Origin of the sequence: Nocardia sp. CA-135953 (assembly GCF_050955735.1) — a bacterium.
In the GTDB taxonomy this organism is placed as follows: domain Bacteria; phylum Actinomycetota; class Actinomycetes; order Mycobacteriales; family Mycobacteriaceae; genus Nocardia.
In genome coordinates this window covers 2246842-2265369 of sequence record NZ_CP192082.1, presented here as the reverse complement: position 1 = coordinate 2265369, position 18528 = coordinate 2246842, and the positions used below count along the sequence as shown (strand labels likewise).

The following is an 18528-nucleotide window of genomic DNA, read 5'->3' as shown; positions in this document are numbered from 1 at the left end:
TTTCACCCTTGCCGTAGCGCTTTTATCAAGAAGAACGCATTGCAGAATTCCAGCTGGGTCATTTCGGATCCAACTCGCGCACGATCGTCCGCCGCACATCACCAGCGTCACGCGCGGACCTTGTTCAGCGAGTGCGCAGCCATTACCACTGGCATGCCCGACCGCAATCGATTCCACCCCGATCGAGGCCATCGTCCGCCACTTCCGCAGACGCTGAGAATCCGGGTGACTTGGTTCGAGCCAGGGCCAACGCTGATCACGGGTCTCCGGCGCGGCCGGGCCATGATTCCGACTTCGGAAACCGGCCTCCCATCGCACCTCAGATCTTCGTCCACCGCGCCATGGGCGGTCAGGCTCGGGGGTGGGCCTGATCGTGCACCTTTTTCAGGCGCTCTATGGAGACGTGGGTGTAGAGCTGGGTGGTCGCCATGCTGGCGTGGCCGAGGAGTTCCTGTACTACGCGCAGGTCCGCGCCGCCCTCGAGCAGATGGGTTGCGGCGGAATGCCGCAGGCCGTGCGGCCCCATGTCGGGTGCGCCCGGGATTGCCGAAACGACCTCGTGGACAACCGTTCTGGCCTGACGTTGGTCGAGGCGTTTGCCGCGACGGCCGAGCAACAGCGCACGACCGGAATCGGCTGTCGCGAGGGCGGGACGGCCGTACTGCAGCCAATTCGCGATCGCCTCGTCGGCCGGAACTCCGAAGGGCACCGAGCGCTCCTTGTTGCCCTTACCGATGACGCGGACCAGCCGCCGTTCGCGATCGATATCGTCGAGATCCAGGCCGCACAACTCGCTCACCCGAATACCGGTCGAGTACAGCAGCTCCACGATCAGCCGATCTCGCAATGCCATCGGATCACGTTGCACTGCACCGGATTCCGCCGCATCCATAGCCGCGACAGCTTGCTGCGTGCCGAGTACGGCAGGCAGTACCCGATGCGCCTTCGGCGACCCGAGCCGCAACCCCGGATCGATCGACAGCCGCCCGGTACTGGTCAACCAAGCCGTGAATGTCCTCGCCGAAGACGCCCGCCGTGCCATGGTTGTCCGCGCCGCCCCACCGGCCGACTGCGCCGCCAACCACGACCGCAACAACGCCAAATCCATTTCCCGCACCGCCGAATCCGCCGACCGCGCAAGCAAATGCCCCAATAACGACCGCGCGTCCCCCACGTACGCCCGCGCCGTATGCACCGACCGATTCCGCCCGAGCCGCAAATGCCGCTCATACTCCGCCAGCAACGCCACGAGATCCTCCGGCAACTCCATCCTCCCACCGTCACCGCCCCCACTCCCCTTGGCAAGTAAGCACGCCGCAACATCGCAGGTTTACTGCGAGAACCGCGTCATCGCGTCCCGACCGGGTTTCCTCCGACCGCAACGGCCGAACCACTGCGAGCCTCGACTGCACCGATCCGTGCTGAGCTGAATTCTCGACCGCGTAACGACCAGCCAGCGCTCCCAGTACCGGAGCTGTGATCGGCCGCGGTCCGCAAGCACTCACCAGCCCAGACCGCGACCACTCACCAGCCCAGTCCACGACCACTCACCAGCCCGGTGTGTGAACGCTCATCGGATCGGCGGGTTTGCGGTTCGGTGCCAGCCGTTTTCGTCCATGCCAACAAGGCCGGCAAGTTCGAGGGCGGGGAGGATGGCGCGCACGGTCGGGAGGTCCAGGTCGGCGTTTTCGGCGATGGCGCGGGGTTGGCGGGAGCCGATTTCGGGAAGGGCGGCGTAGACCGATGCTTCGTTACCTTGCAGTCGGTCGCTGGTGTCGGACGGCTGGGTGGTCGGTAGTGAAAGGCGTAGTGGGCCTGCTTCATCGATGACCTCATCGGCGCGGGTGACCAGCAGGGCCTCGCCTTCGCGGATCATGCGGTGACAGCCGGCCGACGAGGCGGCGGTGACCGGGCCGGGGATGGCGAGGGCGGGGCGGCCGAGGCGGCGGGCCCATTTCACGGTATTCCGGGCGCCGCTGCGTAGTCCGGCCTCTATGACGAGGACGCCGTCCGCCAGCGCGGCGATCACACGATTACGGGCGAGGAATTGGTTCTTGTGGGCAACCATGCCGGGCGGGTATTCGCTGATCACCAAACCGGTTTCGGCGATCTCGGCCAAGAGTCGTTCGTGCTGGGCCGGATAGGCGCGATCGACGCCGCAAGCAAGAACGGCGATCGTCGGAGCACCGACGGCGAGGGCAGCACGATGCGCCATACCGTCGATACCGAAGGCGGCGCCGGAGACGATTGTCCAGCCCTGAGCGCCCAGATCACCAACGATCTCGCCGGTGACATGCTCTCCGTATCCGCTGCTGCAACGTGAACCGACCACCGCGATCGCCCGCTCGCTCGACTCCAACAACGACCGCGGCCCGCGCACCCACAACACCAATGGCACCGCCCCGTCGCGATCGCGTCCGGGCTCGAGTTGCTGGAGCCCGAGCATCCGCCAGGCCGGCCACTCCGGGTCGTCCGGGGTTACCAACCGCCCGCCCAGCCGCTCCATCACCTCGAGATCCCGTGCCGCACTATCGATCTCCCGCCGCCGAGCGGTCGGCCCGAGCAACGACTCCGGCAGCTCACACTCCCGTACCGCCCGCGCCGCCTCCACCACCCCCACCGAATCGATCAACGACGACAACGCCGCACACGGCCCCTGAACTACCCGTGACAAATACGCCCAAGCCAACCGCCGCTCATCGGCGTCCCCGCCAGAAACAGCCGACTCCGATCCCCCCGAATCCCAACCATCCGGATCCACAACGCCATGCTCCGAACCTCGCACGCGCCCTACCCCCGCCCCGGCATACTTCGCCGCATCCATCTCCCTGACTACCAATGCGACCGGGTAGGTATCGCTTCCCGCCGCCGCACCGGAGGCTCCCGTTGCCGCAGCACCACTGGCCGACTCAGCGGATCCACCATCTGCCGCCAGTTCTGCACAACCCGACGTTGCTTCCAAATCCCCCGTCGCAGTGGGGTCGTCGCCCATCAGAGGTCCTGTTGCGCGACGGCCGCCACAGGCTGCCGGAGTTCGGCAATCCGAGACAGTGTTCACCGACATGCCCACACTCCCAGCAGCAGATCCGCCGCCGGCCCCAGCCGCTGCCCATCCTGCGACATCGACGACTCGCGTCGCGCGAGACCGGCTGTCCACCGAGGTACCGGTGGCACCGACTACAGGACTGCCGCCACATACGGTCAGTGGTGCGCAATCCGAGGCACACGAGACAGTGCCCGTCGACGTGCCCGCACGTCCGACAGAGGCAGAACCACCACCCACCGATCCCACCGCCTTCCCATTTACAGTGGCGGAGCCGTTGCGCGTCGACGCGGCCGCTCGCGGATCGGCGGCAAAGCCATTGCCCGTCAACTCGCCCGGACACCCGACGCCAGCAGGGCAACTCTCTTCTGTCGCCGCGAGATCCGGCGCGGTCGCGTCGATATGCGCAATAACAGTGAGCTCGCCGGCGTTCGCACCGCCACCCGCGTCTGGCGCAACGGACCTCGTTCCAGAAATCTCACCGCTGGTCGAGCGTTCGTCTCCCGTCGCCGCGCTCAATGTGAACCCCGTTGACGGAAGTTCAAGGCGGCCAGTACGTCTTGGGCGCTGGGTTGCTCGGCGTTGCGGAGGTCGCAGATGGTCCAGGCGACGCGGAGGGCGCGGTCGGCGCCGCGGGCGGACAGGCGGCCCAGGCGGAGGGCGGCTTCGATAGGGGCGGTTGCTTCGTGGGGGAGTCGGAAGCGTTGGCGCAGGATGTGGCCGGGGACTTCGGCATTGGTCGCCCAGCCGTAGTCCTGCCAACGCTGTATTGCGGCTTGCCTTGCGGCCGCGACTCGACGGCGCACGACCTCGCTGCTCTCGGCGTCCTCGGCGGCGAACGATGCGCCGACGTGGCCGTGCATCTGGACCCAGATATCTATGCGGTCCATCAACGGTCCGGACAGCTTGCCCAGGTAGCGACGCCGCGCGAGCGGGGCACAGATGCAGTCGACATCGCGGGCTGGGGCACATGGGCAGGGGTTCGCGGCCAAAACCAATTGGAATCGGGCCGGGTAGCGAGCCACGCCATCGCGGCGGGCGATGCGAACTTCGCCCTCTTCCAACGGCGTTCGCATCGCTTCCAGGACCTTGGTTCCTATCTCCGGACATTCGTCGAGAAACAAGACCCCGCGATGGGCACGGCTGACGGCGCCCGGACGTGCGGTACCCGATCCCCCGCCGACCATGGCGCTGGCCGAGGTCGAGTGATGCGGAGCGACGAAAGGCGGCATCGTGATCAAGGGGTGGTCATCGGAGAGTGCGCCTGCGACGGAATGGATGGCCGTCACCTCGAGTGCTTCGGATTCGGTGAGCGGCGGCAGCAGCCCCGGAAGACGTTGCGCCAGCATAGTTTTGCCGATTCCGGGCGGCCCGGTGAGCAGCAGATGATGTCCGCCGGCCGCGGCCACCTCCAATGCCCACCGGGCCTCCTCCTGACCGACCACCTCGCTCAGATCGCCACCGCAGCGCAAGGTATCGGGCAGCATGCCGTCGGGCTCGACCAGACCGCCTTCACCACGCAGCCAAGCGACGACAGTGCGCAGGGTCGTGGCGCCGAAAATCTCGATGCCGTCCACCAGCCCGGCTTCGGCCAGTGCGGATTCCGGCACGATCGCCCGCATCCAGCCCGCATTGCGTGCCGCGAGCACGGCGGGCAGGACGCCGCGCACCCGGCGCACGCGCCCGTCCAGCGCCAATTCCCCGAGCAATACGGTCTTTCCGAGCCGATCGGAGGGGACCGCGCCCGCCGCGTCGAGCACCGCGATCGCGAGGGCAAGATCGTAGACACTGCCGATTTTGGGCAGCGTCGCCGGGGACAGTGCCAGGATCACCCGGCCGTCCGGCCATTTCTCCCCGATATTCGCCACTGCGGAACGGACCCGGTCGCGGGATTCCTGCAGTGCGGTATCGGGCAGTCCGACCAGATGCACCGATGGCAGCCCCTGCCCGATATCCGCCTCGATCTCGACCAGTTGGCCGTCCACCCCGCTCACCGCGACCGAGTACGCCACCCCCAGCGCCATCAGAACACCGCTTTCAGGTGATCGATGACCGGTCGATGGCCGCGGTGCAGCAGCACCGAAATGACATCGAAGCGGACATCGCGCCACGGGCCGTCCTGTTCGGCCAGCCACACCAGCGCCAACCGCCTGATCCGCTGCTGCTTATCGAAGGTGACCGCCTCGGCGGGCGCGCCGAATTTCGTTCCGGTTCGCGTTTTGACCTCGACGAACGCGGTGACGCGGCCGTCCTGGGCGATCAGATCCAGTTCGCCGTACTTGCACCGCCAATTCCTGCTGATGATCTCCATCCCCGCGGCCTGCAGGAATCGGGCCGCGAGTTCTTCCCCTTGTGCGCCGAGCGCCTGGTTGTCTGCCACCAGCTCAGCGTGCTCGGACCGCGCCCCCGCCCGATGGCACCGACCTGCGCAAACAGAAAACCTGTGGATACCCGCTCAGCTGTGGACAACCCGGGCATCCAACCCCCGTGCTCCACCTGATTGTCGGTGCCCAATGCTATTGGGCCGGCAGCAGATCAGCACCAACGCGACCGCCGTCCGCGTGGGGTCAGAGCGCTACTCGGGTAACCGCAGATCCGGCTTCTCCAGTTCCTCGATATTCACGTCCTTGAACGTGATCACCCGAACATGCTTCACAAAGCGCGCGGGTCGGTACATATCCCACACCCACGCATCGCTCATGCGCACCTCGAAGTACACCTCGCCGTCGGCGTTCTGCGGCCGCAATTCGACGGAGTTGGCCAGATAGAAGCGGCGCTCGGTCTCCACCACGTACGAGAACTGACCGACGATGTCCTTGTACTCCCGGTATAGCGAGAGCTCCATCTCGGTTTCGTATTTCTCCAGGTCCTCGGCACTCATCGGGTGGGACGTCCTCCTTCTCGCCGCACTGCGTCTGCTGTAATCATCATCGCGCATGCGCCGTGTCGGTAGCCACTCGGCTATCCGGTTCGACGCCATCCAGCAAAACCTCATCGGCCAGTTCCGCGTCGGCGTACTCCGCCGCGGCTACCGGCCGCAACCCCGCTGCCAAGCGCACATTGCGCCAGGATCGGCGGTGCTCACTGCTCGGTCCGAGCCGTTCCAGCGCGGCTGTGTGCTCGGGCGTGTTGTAGCCCTTGTGCGCGGCGAATCCGTAGCCGGGGAACCGCTCGTCCAGCTCGACCATCATCCGATCCCTGGTCACCTTGGCCAGGATGCTCGCGGCGGCGATGCAGGCCGCGGCCGCGTCACCGCCGACGACGGGCAGCGAGGGCACCGGAATCCCGGGCACCCGGAATCCGTCGGTCAGCACGTACCCCGGTGTCTGTCCGAGTCCGGCGACCGCGCGGCGCATGCCCTCGATATTGGCGACGTGGATGCCGATCGAGTCGATCTCCCAGGCCGGAATGACGACCACCTTCCAAGCCAGCGCCAACCGGGTGATGATCGGATACAGCTGCTCGCGCACGGGTTCGGTGAGCTTCTTGGAATCGTCGAGTCCGGCCAGTCTGTCGTAGGCCTTGGGAGCGAGCAGGCAGGCAGCGACAACGAGCGGCCCCGCACACGGTCCGCGCCCGGCCTCGTCGACCCCGGCGACCGGGCCGAGTCCGCTGCGGATCAGCGCCGCCTCGAGGGTGCGCAACCCACCGGCTCGGCGCATGACGACACGCGGCGGCCACCCGTTGCCCGTAGTCGCGCCATTAGCCCTAGCCACTCGACCCTGCCCCACCATCCAATTATCCTGCGGCCCGCAACGTTCAGTTCGTCTGGGGATCCTGTGCTTTCACCGGACCGATCCGACTGGGTGGCCAGATCTTGAAGACCGTCTTGCCGCGCACATTGTCGATCGGGACGGTGCCTTGCAGGTTATCGCTGACGTGGGCGCGTGAGTCGGCGGACTGGTTGCGGTTGTCGCCCATCACCCACAGGTTGCCCTCGGGCACCTTGACCGGGCCGAATACCCGGCCCGCCGGGTAGGTCGCATTCTGCTGACCCGGGTACCACGGGTAGTCGTTCAGGACGTACGGCTCGTCCAAGGGCTTCCCGTCCACCATGACCCGCCCCTGCGCGTCACAGCACTGCACGGTCTGGCCGCCGACGGCGATCACACGCTTCACCAGGTCGTTTTCATCCGGTGGCACAAGTCCGAAGAAGGAGAAGAAGTTCTGCACGCCGCGCACGGCGACATTGCTGGACCGGATCGACTGGTAGCGGGTATTCCAGGACGGCGGGCCGACGAACACCACGACATCACCGGCCTGCGGCTCGCCCCAGTAGTAGCTCGGCTTCTCCACGTAGATGCGGTCACCGATGAGCAGAGTGTCTTCCATCGACTGGGACGGAATGACGTACGGCCGCCCGACAAAACTGACCATGAGTGCCGCGATGACCGCGGCGATGACAATGAGAATCGGCAGTTCCTGCCAGAAGGGGCGCTGCTTGCGCTTCGAGCGCCGTGAGCGGCGGCTCTTGCCTTCGTCGTCCGAATCGGACACCGTCATCGACCCACTTTCGTCTGCCACGCCGAACAGATTAGCCCGGCACCAAGACTGACGTCCGGTGCCGGGCTAGCTGAAGAACTTCCGTGCCTAGCGGTGCCGCTACCTGCTCAGCGCTTTTCCTTGATCTTGGCGGCCTTGCCGCGCAGATCGCGCAGGTAGTACAGCTTGGCACGGCGGACGTCACCGCGGGTCACGACATCGATGTGGTCGATGTTCGGGCTGTGCACCGGGAAGGTGCGCTCCACGCCGACACCGAACGACACCTTGCGAACGGTGAAGGTCTCGCGGATGCCACCGCCCTGACGCCGGATCACGACGCCCTTGAAGACCTGGATGCGCTCCTTCGAGCCTTCGATGACCTTCACGTGCACGTTGAGCGTGTCGCCCGGACGGAAGTCGGGGACGTCGCTGCGCAGCGACTTTTCGTCGACGAAGTCAAGGGTGTTCATTTCATCCTTCTGATGTTTGCGCGAGCAGAGGACCCTGGCGGCACTCGCGTGCTCGACCGGTTCATGCTCCGAATAAAGGGTGCTCCGTGGGCCGAATGCACCCAGGGCAACCTGTGCATTGTGCCAGATCGGCGGGTCGCGGGAAAATCGGGCCCTGCTCAACACCGCTAGCGGCAAGACAGTCTCCCTGATCGCCATCACCATCGTCGACGACAATCACCGCCATCGACCTGCCCTCGGACCCCGCCCGCATCCCAGACGCAGTCTTGGGCGCTTGATCACCATGCAACGGTTGAGGCAAACGTCGAGAGCACCCTCCGCGAGAATTCTCGTGGACTCGGGACGCGGTGTGAACTGGGGTGATGCCTGCGGGGGTGTAGGGAGGCGCGGTCAATCGCGAAGGGAGTGGTCGGATACTGAGGGCAGGTGCCAATGGGTGGGGGCGGGGGGTGCGGGGACGACGGTGCGGGCCAATTCGGCCTCCGTGGCCTCGCGGACATGGACGACGTCGGGTTTTCCGGCGACCAGGTCTTGCACGAAGATCTTGGCGCGGATCACCGGGCGTCGGTAGCGACGTTCACGGACTATCGCCCGATACATGAGCCGGCGTTTGCCGGGGTAGCGCCAGCGGGCCCAGGGTGCGCCCGGTCTGCTCAGGCGGAGTGCACCGACCACGAGCAGGGGCAGGAAGAACATGCCGAACAGGCCGGTCCAGATCTTGCCCTTGGCGATGACGACTGCCGCCAGGCCCAGATTCACCACGGCGAAGCAGACGATGAAGATGCGGACTTCGGTGCTGGGGTCGCGGCGGAAGTCGTTGATGTCCAATAGCCACAGCGGGTGGATTCCGAGCAGCAGCAGTCCGGTCACCGCGAGCGCGACGAAGACCGCATCGACCGAGGTGCGGCCCTGTTCCTCCCAGTACACATCGCGCAGGTAGAAGATCAGCGCGAATTCGTCGAGGGTCAGGGCCGCGCCGACACCGAAGGCGGCGGCGAGCAGGCTCGCGGTGAGTGTGGTGGCGCTCTGGTACATGGTGACCATCCCGATGCCGGACAGCAGCACCAGGATGACCCCGAACACCATGTGGTGGATGTGCACACCGCCGGAGCGCACATTGCCCGGCCACCAGCGGACCTGCTTGCGGATCAACCGGACGCTGAGCCGGATCAGCAGGAAGCCGACTATGAACCCGAGGAGGAAGCACAGCAGCGGAAGGCGGCCGTGCCCGATCACATCGTCTTCGAGCCACCGTCGCATGGCCGCCTGCAAACCTCCGCTCGTATCGCTCTACTGCCCGAAACCGGCCCGCCGCAGCGCATCCGCCATCGAACCGCTCGGTGCGGGAGCGTTGCGCCGCTGGTTACCCTGGTTACGGCCCTGATTCTGCTGTCGACCCTGGCCCTCCTGTCGACCCTGGCCCTGCTGTCGACCCTGTCCATTCTGCCGCTGCCCGCCGCGATCCCCGCCGCGATCCTGCCCGCCGCGACCGCCTTGGCCACGGCCGCGACCGCCCTCGCCCTTGGTCGCGGTGCCCGGCTCGTCGTCCAGCCGCAGCGACAGACCGATGCGCTGACGTGCGACGTCGACCTCGAGCACCTTCACCTTGACGACATCGCCGGACTTCACGACCTCGCGCGGATCCTTGACGAAGTTGTGCGACATGGCCGAGACGTGCACGAGTCCGTCCTGGTGCACACCGATATCGACGAATGCACCGAATGCGGCCACATTGGTGACCACACCCTCGAGCACCATGCCCGGCTGCAGGTCCGCGACCTTCTCCACGCCCGCCGCGAATTCGGCGGTCTTGAATTCCGGACGCGGGTCGCGACCCGGCTTCTCGAGTTCGGAGATGATGTCGGTGACGGTGGGGATACCGAACTTCTCATCGGTGAACTCGGCGGGCCGCAGCGAACGCAACGCCGTGGTGTCGCCGATCAGTTCCGCCATGCCGCGTCCGGTCGATTCCAGGATGCGCCGCACCACCGGGTAGGCCTCGGGGTGCACCGCGGAGGTGTCGAGCGGGTCGTCGCCGCCGCGGATGCGCAGGAAGCCCGCGCACTGTTCGAAGGCCTTGGGGCCCAAGCGCGGCACGTCGAGCAGCGCGGTGCGGCTGTGGAACGGGCCGTGCTGATCACGGTGCGCCACAATGCTTTCAGCGATCGAATTGGCAATACCGGACACCCGCGACAGCAGCGGCACCGATGCGGTATTCACATCGACACCTACCGCGTTCACCGCATCCTCGACCACCGCGCCCAGCGAGCGCGCCAGCAGGGTTTCGGAGACATCGTGCTGGTACTGACCGACGCCGATGGACTTCGGGTCGATCTTCACGAGCTCGGCCAGCGGGTCCTGCAGACGACGGGCGATGGATACCGCACCGCGCAGCGAGACGTCCATATCCGGTAGTTCCTGCGAGGCGTAGGCGGATGCGGAGTACACCGATGCGCCCGCCTCGGAGACCACGATCTTGGTCGGCTTGTTCTCCGGGATCCGCGAAATCAGCTCGGCGGCAAGGGCATCGGTCTCGCGCGAGGCGGTGCCGTTGCCGATGGCGATGAGTTCGACGCCGAACCGGGCGACCAGCGCGCCGAGTACGGCCAGCGACTTCTCGGTCTGGCCCTGCGGCTTGTGCGGGTAGATGACCTCGGTCGCGACGGCCTTGCCGGTGGCGTCGACGACGGCGACCTTCACACCGGTGCGGTAGCCCGGGTCCAGGCCCATGGTGGTACGGGTACCCGCGGGCGCGGCCAGCAGCAGATCACGCAGATTCGCGGCGAAGATGTCGACAGCGTCCTTCTCGGCCGCCTGACGCAGGCGCATGCGGGTATCGATACCAAGGCTCACTTGCAGTTTCGTGCGCCACGCCCAGCGCACCGTATCCAGCAACCAGGTGTCGGCGGTCCGGCCGCGATCGGCGATATCGAACTTCACCGCGATGCGCCCCTCGTAGACCGACCGCTCGCCCGGCTCCAACTCCTCGGTGTCGGGTTCGAGCTGCAATTGCAGGATCTCTTCCTTCTCACCGCGCAGCAGCGCGAGGATCCGGTGCGAGGGCAGCTTGCCGAACGGCTCGCTGAATTCGAAGTAGTCGGCGAACTTCGCGCCCGCCTCCTCCTTGCCCGGCCGCACGCTCGAGCTGACCTGGCCGCGGTTCCACATCAGCTCACGCAGCTCGCCGACCAAATCGGCATCCTCCGCGAAACGCTCGACCAGGATGGCGCGGGCACCGTCGAGCTGTTCGGCGGTGTACTGCGCGGGATCGGTCGTCGGATCGCCGATCAGCGCATCGGCGACGGGCTCGTGACCGGCCTCGCGCGCGATCTGCGCCTTGGTGCGCCGCTTCGGCTTGTACGGCAGATAGATGTCCTCGAGGCGCGCCTTTGTCTCGGCCGTCATCAGCTGCCCGAGCAGCACGTCGTCGAGTTTGCCCTGGCCCTTGATGGATTCGATGATCGCGCCGCGGCGCTCGTCGAGTTCGCGCAGGTAGGTCAGGCGCTCATCGAGCTGGCGGAGCTGGGCGTCGTCGAGGCCACCGGTGACCTCTTTTCGGTATCGCGCGATGAAGGGCACCGTCGAACCCGCATCCAGCAGCTCGACGGCAGCCCTGACCTGGGTCTCGCGCACGCCGAGCTCATCGGCGATGCGCCGGCCCACGCTGGCCAGAGCTGTGGTCGCGGCCGGTGCGGCGGCGGTCGTGTCGGTGTTCGTCGCTGAACTGGCGATCTCGGGCGCTGTCGTCACGCCCGAGACACTACCGTTGTCACCCGACAAACGGCCCACGCCCAGGTAAACCAGCACGCTGGGACCCGAATCGCGCGGTGACTTCCCCATCCTCTCCCGGCCTTTGCCGGTCGTGAGGTGCTCGAGGGCTTCCGTCGCGGGCGTCGATCTGCCGGCGAAGTTCTGGACGTCCCGGCGAACTATCCATGTGGTCACGAAATCAGTCGTCGCGGTCCGAAGGTGCGAGCAGTTCCACAGCCAGCTCACGCATTTCAGCCTTGCGAATTTTCCCCGTGACCGTCATCGGGAACTCTTCGACGATGTGCACGTAGCGCGGGATCTTGAAGTGCGCGAGTTTGCCGGTGCAGAAGGCACGGATCGCGTCGGCGTCCAATGGTGTTGTGCCGTCCTTCATTCGGATCCAGGCCATCAGCTCCTCACCGTATTTGGGGTCGGGGACGCCGATCACCTGGGCATCGAGGATGTCCGGGTGGGTGTAGAGGAATTCCTCGATCTCGCGCGGGTAGATGTTCTCGCCGCCGCGGATCACCATGTCCTTGATCCGGCCGGTGATCGCGAGATATCCGTCGTCGTCCATGACGCCGATATCGCCGGTATGCATCCAGCGGGCCGCATCGATGGCCTCTGCGGTCTTCTCGGGTTCGGACCAGTAGCCGAGCATGACCGAATAGCCGCGGGTGCACAGCTCGCCGGGTTCGCCGCGCGGCACGGTCAAACCTGTTGCGGGGTCGACGATCTTGACCTCCAGGTGTGGACCGACCCGGCCGACGGTCGCGGTGCGGCGGTCGAGGCCGTCGTCGCGACGGGTCTGAGTCGATACCGGGGAGGTTTCGGTCATGCCGTAGCAGATGCACACCTCGCTCATGCCCATGCGATCGATCACCCGCTTCATCACCTCGACCGGACAGGGTGCTCCGGCCATGATGCCGGTGCGCAGGCTGGACAGGTCGACGTGTTTGCCCGAATCCAGTTCCGCGAGTATGGCGATGAACATTGTCGGTACGCCGTAGAGCGAGGTGCACCGCTGCGCGGCGACCGCATCCAAGGTTGCGACCGGATCGAATGCGGGTGCCGGAATCACCACGGCCGCACCGTGACTTGTGCTTGCCAGGTTGCCCATGACCATGCCGAAGCAGTGGTAGAAAGGCACCGGTACACAGATCCGATCCTGTTCGGTATAGCCGCAGAGTTCACCGACGAAGTAACCGTTGTTGAGGATGTTGTGGTGGCTCAACGTCGCACCCTTGGGAAAACCCGTTGTGCCGGAGGTGTACTGGATATTGATCGGGTCGTCCATGGACAACGTCGCGGCGATCTGCGCGAGTCGTTCGGCGTCGATATCGGACTGCGCGACCGCATCCCATTCGGGAGTGCCGAGCACCAGGACCTGTTCCAGACCAGGACAATTCGGCCGGACTTGTTCGATCGCGGCGACGTAATCCGAGGTCTTGAATTCCGGGGCGGCGATCAGCATGCGTACACCGGCTTGGCGCAGTACATATTCCAGTTCGCTGGTGCGGTAGGCCGGATTGATATTGACCAGGATCGCACCGATTTTCGCGGTCGCGTACTGGGTGAGGAACCATTCGGCACAGTTCGGGGCCCAGATGCCGACCCGGTCGCCCTTGGCGATACCGCGTTCGGCCAATCCGGTGGCGACCGCGTCGATCGCGGCCGCGAGTTCGCGATAGGTCCAGCGGCGACCGGTTGGACAGTCCACCAGGGCTTCCCGGTCCGCATAGGCGGCGGCCGTGCGGTCGAAGTCATCGCCGATGGTGTCGCCGAGCAGCGGGGTTTCCGCGGTCCCGGATGTGTAACTCGCCAGGGCGGACATCACCGAACCCCCTGTTGCCGCAGGATGAACCGCTGCACTTTCCCGCTGGGCGTCTTGGGCAGGGCGTCCACGAAATGCACCTTGCGTGGATACGCGTGCGCGGCGAACTTGCGTTTCACCAGGGTCTGCAATTCGGCCTCGAGTTCGGCATTCCCTTCGAAACCGTTGCGCAGCACCACGAATGCCTCGAGCACCTCTCCGCGCAATTCGTCGGTCATGCCGACCACCGCGGCCTCGACAACCCGCTCATCCAGCACCAGCACGCTCTCGACCTCGAACGGGCCGATGCGGTAGCCGGCCATGATGATCACATCGTCGTCGCGGGCCGAGAAGTGGAAGAAACCGTCCGCGTCCTGGGATCCGGCATCCCCGGTCAGATACCAGCGGCCGTCGGCGGTATAGCGCTGCGCGGTGCGTTCCGGCGCGTGGAGGTAGCCGAGGAACCACAGCAGCGGACTGCGTCGGGTATCGATGGCGGGTGGGGCGAATGCGGTGAAGAGCGGGACGTGCACCGCGACGCGACGCCAGATACCCAGCAGCGCGACCACCAGGTCGGCGGATTTCGACATCAGGGTGGCGATGCGGTCGCCGGGTTCGACGCCGAGGTCGGCGAGGGCGACGGCGAAGCGCTGGGAGCGCTCGCGCAGTTCGCCGTAGGTGAGGTCGGTCGAGGTCAGGTCGGGGTCGACGATGGTGAACGCGATGCGGTCGGCGGGGTGCCGATCGCACAGCAGATCCGCTGCGCTGACGTCGGGTCCGTCGTAGGCCTCCAGTAGCTCGCGCACGCGCGCGTTCAGGTCCGCGGTCATCTCGCCTCTCCTCATCGGTGATCCAGGCCACCTCGTCTCCAATAGGATGTGGGTCACATCACGTTCGGCACTACCCCCGAAAAGGGGTGAGTCTTTTGACCCACAACACCGCGCTGCTGCGGCCGCGCGACGGCGATGCGCTGCGCGCCGAGATCCGCTGGGTGGCGAACAAGGCGGGCGTGCCGGTGGTTTTCGGCGGCGAGGTGCACGATGATGCGCTGCTGCTCACCGAATTCGTCGGCACCGTCACCAATGGCCTGCGCGGACTGACTGTGCTGCGCACCTCTGGGCTGGGCGGCCGGGTGATGGATACGCGGCGGCCCGCCTCGGTCGCCGACTACCGCAATGCTTCCGAAATCACCCACCACTACGACGGTCCGGTCTCCGACGAACGCATCCGCTCGGTGCTCGCGGTGCCCGTGGTGGTCGATAATCGCTCCCGCGCGGTGCTCTACGCCGCCACCCGCGGTGGCACACCGCTCGGCGACCGCACCGCCGATCTGGTCGTCGCGGCCAGCCGACGCGTGGCCACCGAAATCACCATCCGCGACGAGGTTGACCGTCGCCTGCGCCTGCTGGAAATGGCGGCTCCCGCGCCCGAGACCGCACCCGCCGTCGCCGAGGAACTCCGCGAGATCAATGCCGAACTCCGCGGCGCGGCGCGCTCAGCCGAGGACGAACACCTACGCGAACGCCTGCACTCGGTGTGTGAACGCCTCACCCGAGTCCTGGTCGGCGATCCACCGGCGCACGCCCCGCGCCTGTCCCGACGGGAACTCGACGTGCTGTCCCATATCGCGCTCGGCTGCACCAATCACGAAGCTGCCCAACGCCTTTCGCTCGGCCCGGAAACGGTCAAGAGTTATCTGCGCAACGCGATGACCAAACTCGACGCGCACTCTCGCCACGAGGCCGTCGTCACCGCTCGGCGCTTCGGTCTGCTGCCCTGATCAAACGCACTCCCGCGCGCGCATTTCGCACGCCGCGCACAGAATCTCGGACGATCCGATGCGCGGCGCGCGAATTCATGCGCGGCACAGTGACCTAACCTCGTCAGCGGCCGCCGGTGCAGACGCCTTCGGGGTGTACCGGCACGGGCGCTCGTTCCGGCCTTTGTATCGCCCGTGGTTACTGCTGCGGCCTGTAGTTTCAGTCGTCGAGCAAATCCGGACGCCGTTCGCGGGTCCGGGCCAACGACTGTTCGCGGCGCCACGCGGCGACCTTGGCATGATCACCGGACAGCAGGATCGGCGGCACTTCGAGGCCGCGCCACGAAACGGGGCGCGTATAGCTCGGTCCCTCGAGCAGTCCGTCGGAGAACGAATCCTCTTGGTGGGACTGCTGATTGCCGAGAACGCCGGGGAGTAGACGGACTACGGCCTCGGCCATCACGAGGACCGCAGCCTCGCCACCGATGAGGACGTAATCGCCGATGCTGACCTCTTCGACACGAACCCGGCGGGCGGCATCGTCGAAGACGCGTTGATCGATGCCTTCGTAACGACCGCAGGCGAATACGAGGTGCTTCTCGCTCGCCCAGCGTTGCGCGGTGGCTTGAGTGAAGGGCACTCCCGCGGGGGTCGGCACCACAAGCAGAGCCTCGTCGGGGCATACCTCGTCGAGGGCCTCGCCCCAGACGGTCGGCTTCATGACCATGCCCGGCCCACCGCCGTAGGGCGAATCGTCGACGGACTTGTGCACATCGTGCGTCCAGCGACGCAGATCGTGCACGTCGAGGGAGATCAGGCCCTTGTCGATGGCCTTGCCCAGCAACGCCGTCCGCAGCGGCTCCAGATACTCCGGAAAAATCGTGACGACATCGAGTTTCATGTAGTCCCTTAGGTTTCCGGTGGATCGGCGATCCGCTACTCCGGATCGAGCAGACCCTCGGGCGGATCGATGACAACCAGTTGATCGGCCAGCGACACCGTCGGCACGATCGCGGTGACGAACGGGATCAGGATCTCCCTGCCGTCGTCGGTGGCGCGCACCGAAAGCAGTTCTCCCGCAGCCGAATGCAGCACCTCGGTAACCTTGCCGACCGCAGTGCCATCGGTGAGTTGGACGGTCAGTCCCTCCAACTCGTGGTCGTAGAACTCGTCCGGATCCTCCGACGGCGGCAACTCCGCACTGTCCACGATGAACAGCGTGCCGCGCAGCGCATCGGCGGCGGTGCGGTCGGAGATCCCGACGAGTTGCACGAGAAGCCGGCCCGAATGCTCTCGGGCCGACTCCACGGTGAATTCACGAACTTCTTCGGATCGCGCCGCCCGCCCGCGCAGCCGCACACCCGGTGCGAAACGCGCGTCGGGATCATCGGTGCGTACCTCGACGACCAGCTCGCCGCGCACACCGTGCGATTTGGCGACCCGGCCTACGACGAGTTCCATCAAGCGTCGGTATCGACCACGTCGACCCGGATGCCCCGGCCGCCGATCCCGGCGACGAGGGTGCGCAGCGCGGTCGCGGTACGACCGCCGCGTCCGATCACCTTGCCGAGGTCATCGGGGTTGACGTGCACCTCGACAGTGCGTCCGCGGCGGCCGGTGATCAGCTCGACCCGGACGTCATCCGGATTCGCGACAATGCCGCGAACCAAGTGCTCGACGGCATCGGCGACGACGGCGCTCATGACTGCGCCTCGCTAACGCTCGGCTCCGTCATGACCGCCGTGCTTATGGCTCGCTCGCTGCGCTCGCTCACGGTTACTCGGCAGCCTCGGTCTCGGCGGCCTCAGCGGCCTCGTCCTTCTTGGCGGCCTTCTTCTTGGGGGTGACGGCCTCGGCGACCGGCTCGTTGTCGGCGGCGGCCAGCGCGGCGTTGAACAGGTCCAGCTTGGACGGCTTCGCGGGCTTCACCTTCAGGGTGCCCTCAGCGCCCGGCAGGCCCTTGAACTTCTGCCAGTCGCCGGTGATCTCCAGCAGGCGCTGCACGGCCTCGGTCGGCTGCGCACCGACGCCCAGCCAGTACTGCACGCGCTCGGAGTTGATCTCGATCAGCGAGGGCTCTTCCTTCGGGTGGTACTTGCCGACGTTCTCGATGGCGCGGCCGTCACGACGGGTGCGGGCGTCCGCGATGACCACGCGGTACTGCGGGTTGCGGATTTTGCCGAGACGGGTGAGCTTGATGCGAACAGCCATTTGCTGATCTGCCTTTCGGTGGTTGGTCACGGCGCAATTCAGCGACCCGCACGGTCTGCGAGCCCGGTTTTGCGCTTGGAGTGTGTGACCGCCGCGCGGTACGTAACCGGAGACGGGCTGACACTTGTCCAGGAAGGACGGTGGTCCATTCTGCCAGACCGGTCCCCCGCTGCTGAAATCGCGTCGCCGGTGAACGAACGACCGCACGCCACGGATAGCCGACCGCACGCAGGTCGCTGCCAGCGGTATCCGTGCGTGATCGCGAACCTGCTCGGCTGACGATTACACGGTTCGACGGCGCAGCAGTACGACGCCGGAGCGGGAGTTACGGCTCTCGGTCAGCGCAGATCCGCCGTGTCGACTGTGATCGGAACGGGTCCCGGGGCCACGACGGCCTCGCCCGCCGCGGCGTATACCTCCTGACGGTATCCGCTCTCACCGAGCCGGTAGCCCCAGAAGCGTGCTGGCTTGTCCTCGGGCAACTCCACAACCCAGAGGTACGGAACACGTGCGGCCGCGTATCCGGCGATCTTTGTATCCCGCTCCTCGCGGGTATTGCCCGGAGACCACACCTCGACGGCGAGCACGAGGTCCTCGGGCGCGAAGCTGGAGTGGTTGAAATCGACATTCACCACAGCGATGTCGGGAATGATCCCGGTACGGAAAGCCGTGCTGATCCGCACAGCCACCGCTGGCAACACATTCAAATCCGTACGTCCCGCCGCCCGTAGCGCATTGCGCAACAGAATCGCCAATTCCAACGACGCATACTGATGCGGACCGCCAGACGCTGGCGTCATGTAGAGGTACCCCAGGATGAGTTCGAGTCGAGATCCGTCGGACGGCTGCTCTTCGGCCAGCCAGTCTTCCATAGTCGTCGGCCCCAGGGGATGAATCATCGCAACCTCGGCGCTCATCGTTGTATCCCGTCCGATCTCCGTCGCCCGCGACCGTTATCCGTCAACTTTAACCTGAGCACTGCTGTAGCGTGAGCGCCCGT

At 66.1% G+C, this 18528-nt stretch carries 18 protein-coding genes; 1 reads left to right on the top strand and 17 read right to left on the bottom strand.

The window, feature by feature from the left end; all coding sequences use genetic code 11:
- Positions 1-349: 349 nt before the first annotated feature.
- The 12 genes from ACQPXH_RS10390 to ACQPXH_RS10335 all read right to left on the bottom strand — a co-directional run bounded on the left by ACQPXH_RS10390 (position 350) and on the right by ACQPXH_RS10335 (position 14388).
- Complete coding sequence (locus tag ACQPXH_RS10390; RefSeq protein WP_433602095.1) at positions 350-1270, bottom strand: tyrosine recombinase XerC; 921 nt, start codon at positions 1268-1270, stop codon at positions 350-352.
- Positions 1271-1570: 300 nt separating this feature from the next.
- A complete protein-coding gene (gene dprA / locus ACQPXH_RS10385; protein WP_433603404.1) occupies positions 1571-2689 on the bottom strand; it encodes a DNA-processing protein DprA in 1119 nt (372 codons plus the stop codon).
- Positions 2690-3558: 869 nt separating this feature from the next.
- Positions 3559-5067, bottom strand: coding sequence for a YifB family Mg chelatase-like AAA ATPase (locus tag ACQPXH_RS10380; RefSeq protein ID WP_433602094.1), 1509 nt, complete (start codon positions 5065-5067; stop codon positions 3559-3561).
- Complete coding sequence (locus tag ACQPXH_RS10375; RefSeq protein WP_433602093.1) at positions 5067-5423, bottom strand: YraN family protein; 357 nt, start codon at positions 5421-5423, stop codon at positions 5067-5069. The genes ACQPXH_RS10380 and ACQPXH_RS10375 overlap by 1 nt, the downstream gene beginning before the upstream one ends.
- Before the next feature lie 195 nt (positions 5424-5618).
- Entirely contained in the window at positions 5619-5924 is a 306-nt protein-coding gene (locus ACQPXH_RS10370; protein ID WP_011210678.1) for a DUF2469 domain-containing protein, read from the bottom strand.
- Positions 5925-5970: 46 nt separating this feature from the next.
- Complete coding sequence (locus ACQPXH_RS10365) at positions 5971-6705, bottom strand: ribonuclease HII (RefSeq protein WP_433603403.1); 735 nt, start codon at positions 6703-6705, stop codon at positions 5971-5973.
- A gap of 97 nt (positions 6706-6802) precedes the next feature.
- Positions 6803-7546, bottom strand: coding sequence for a signal peptidase I (gene lepB / locus ACQPXH_RS10360; protein ID WP_433602092.1), 744 nt, complete (start codon positions 7544-7546; stop codon positions 6803-6805).
- A 107-nt stretch (positions 7547-7653) separates the two neighbouring features.
- The gene (gene rplS, locus ACQPXH_RS10355; protein WP_011210681.1) at positions 7654-7995 is read right to left on the bottom strand and encodes a 50S ribosomal protein L19; all 342 of its coding nucleotides are present in this window, start codon (positions 7993-7995) and stop codon (positions 7654-7656) included.
- Positions 7996-8385: 390 nt separating this feature from the next.
- Complete coding sequence (locus ACQPXH_RS10350) at positions 8386-9255, bottom strand: hypothetical protein (protein ID WP_433602091.1); 870 nt, start codon at positions 9253-9255, stop codon at positions 8386-8388.
- Positions 9256-9285: 30 nt separating this feature from the next.
- The gene (locus tag ACQPXH_RS10345) at positions 9286-11727 is read right to left on the bottom strand and encodes a Tex family protein (protein ID WP_433603402.1); all 2442 of its coding nucleotides are present in this window, start codon (positions 11725-11727) and stop codon (positions 9286-9288) included.
- Between the two features lie 217 nt (positions 11728-11944).
- The gene (locus ACQPXH_RS10340) at positions 11945-13579 is read right to left on the bottom strand and encodes an AMP-binding protein (protein WP_433602090.1); all 1635 of its coding nucleotides are present in this window, start codon (positions 13577-13579) and stop codon (positions 11945-11947) included.
- Entirely contained in the window at positions 13579-14388 is an 810-nt protein-coding gene (locus ACQPXH_RS10335) for an AMP-binding enzyme (protein ID WP_433602089.1), read from the bottom strand. Before ACQPXH_RS10335 ends, ACQPXH_RS10340 begins: the two co-directional genes overlap by 1 nt.
- A gap of 95 nt (positions 14389-14483) precedes the next feature.
- On the opposite strand from ACQPXH_RS10335, the gene ACQPXH_RS10330 reads away from it, so the two are divergent.
- The gene (locus tag ACQPXH_RS10330; protein ID WP_433602088.1) at positions 14484-15338 is read left to right on the top strand and encodes a LuxR C-terminal-related transcriptional regulator; all 855 of its coding nucleotides are present in this window, start codon (positions 14484-14486) and stop codon (positions 15336-15338) included.
- 199 nt (positions 15339-15537) lie between these two features.
- Here the strand turns inward: ACQPXH_RS10330 and trmD are convergent, their stop codons facing one another.
- The 5 genes from trmD to ACQPXH_RS10305 all read right to left on the bottom strand — a co-directional run bounded on the left by trmD (position 15538) and on the right by ACQPXH_RS10305 (position 18445).
- Entirely contained in the window at positions 15538-16218 is a 681-nt protein-coding gene (gene trmD / locus ACQPXH_RS10325) for a tRNA (guanosine(37)-N1)-methyltransferase TrmD (protein ID WP_433602087.1), read from the bottom strand.
- Positions 16219-16253: 35 nt separating this feature from the next.
- Positions 16254-16778, bottom strand: coding sequence for a ribosome maturation factor RimM (gene rimM / locus ACQPXH_RS10320; protein WP_433602086.1), 525 nt, complete (start codon positions 16776-16778; stop codon positions 16254-16256).
- Complete coding sequence (locus ACQPXH_RS10315; RefSeq protein WP_040693288.1) at positions 16778-17020, bottom strand: RNA-binding protein; 243 nt, start codon at positions 17018-17020, stop codon at positions 16778-16780. Before ACQPXH_RS10315 ends, rimM begins: the two co-directional genes overlap by 1 nt.
- A 73-nt stretch (positions 17021-17093) precedes the next feature.
- Complete coding sequence (rpsP, locus tag ACQPXH_RS10310; protein ID WP_433602085.1) at positions 17094-17528, bottom strand: 30S ribosomal protein S16; 435 nt, start codon at positions 17526-17528, stop codon at positions 17094-17096.
- 338 nt (positions 17529-17866) lie between these two features.
- On the bottom strand, positions 17867-18445 hold the full coding sequence (locus tag ACQPXH_RS10305; protein WP_433602084.1) for a Uma2 family endonuclease: 579 nt from the start codon (positions 18443-18445) through the stop codon (positions 17867-17869).
- Between the last annotated feature and the right edge of the window lie 83 nt (positions 18446-18528).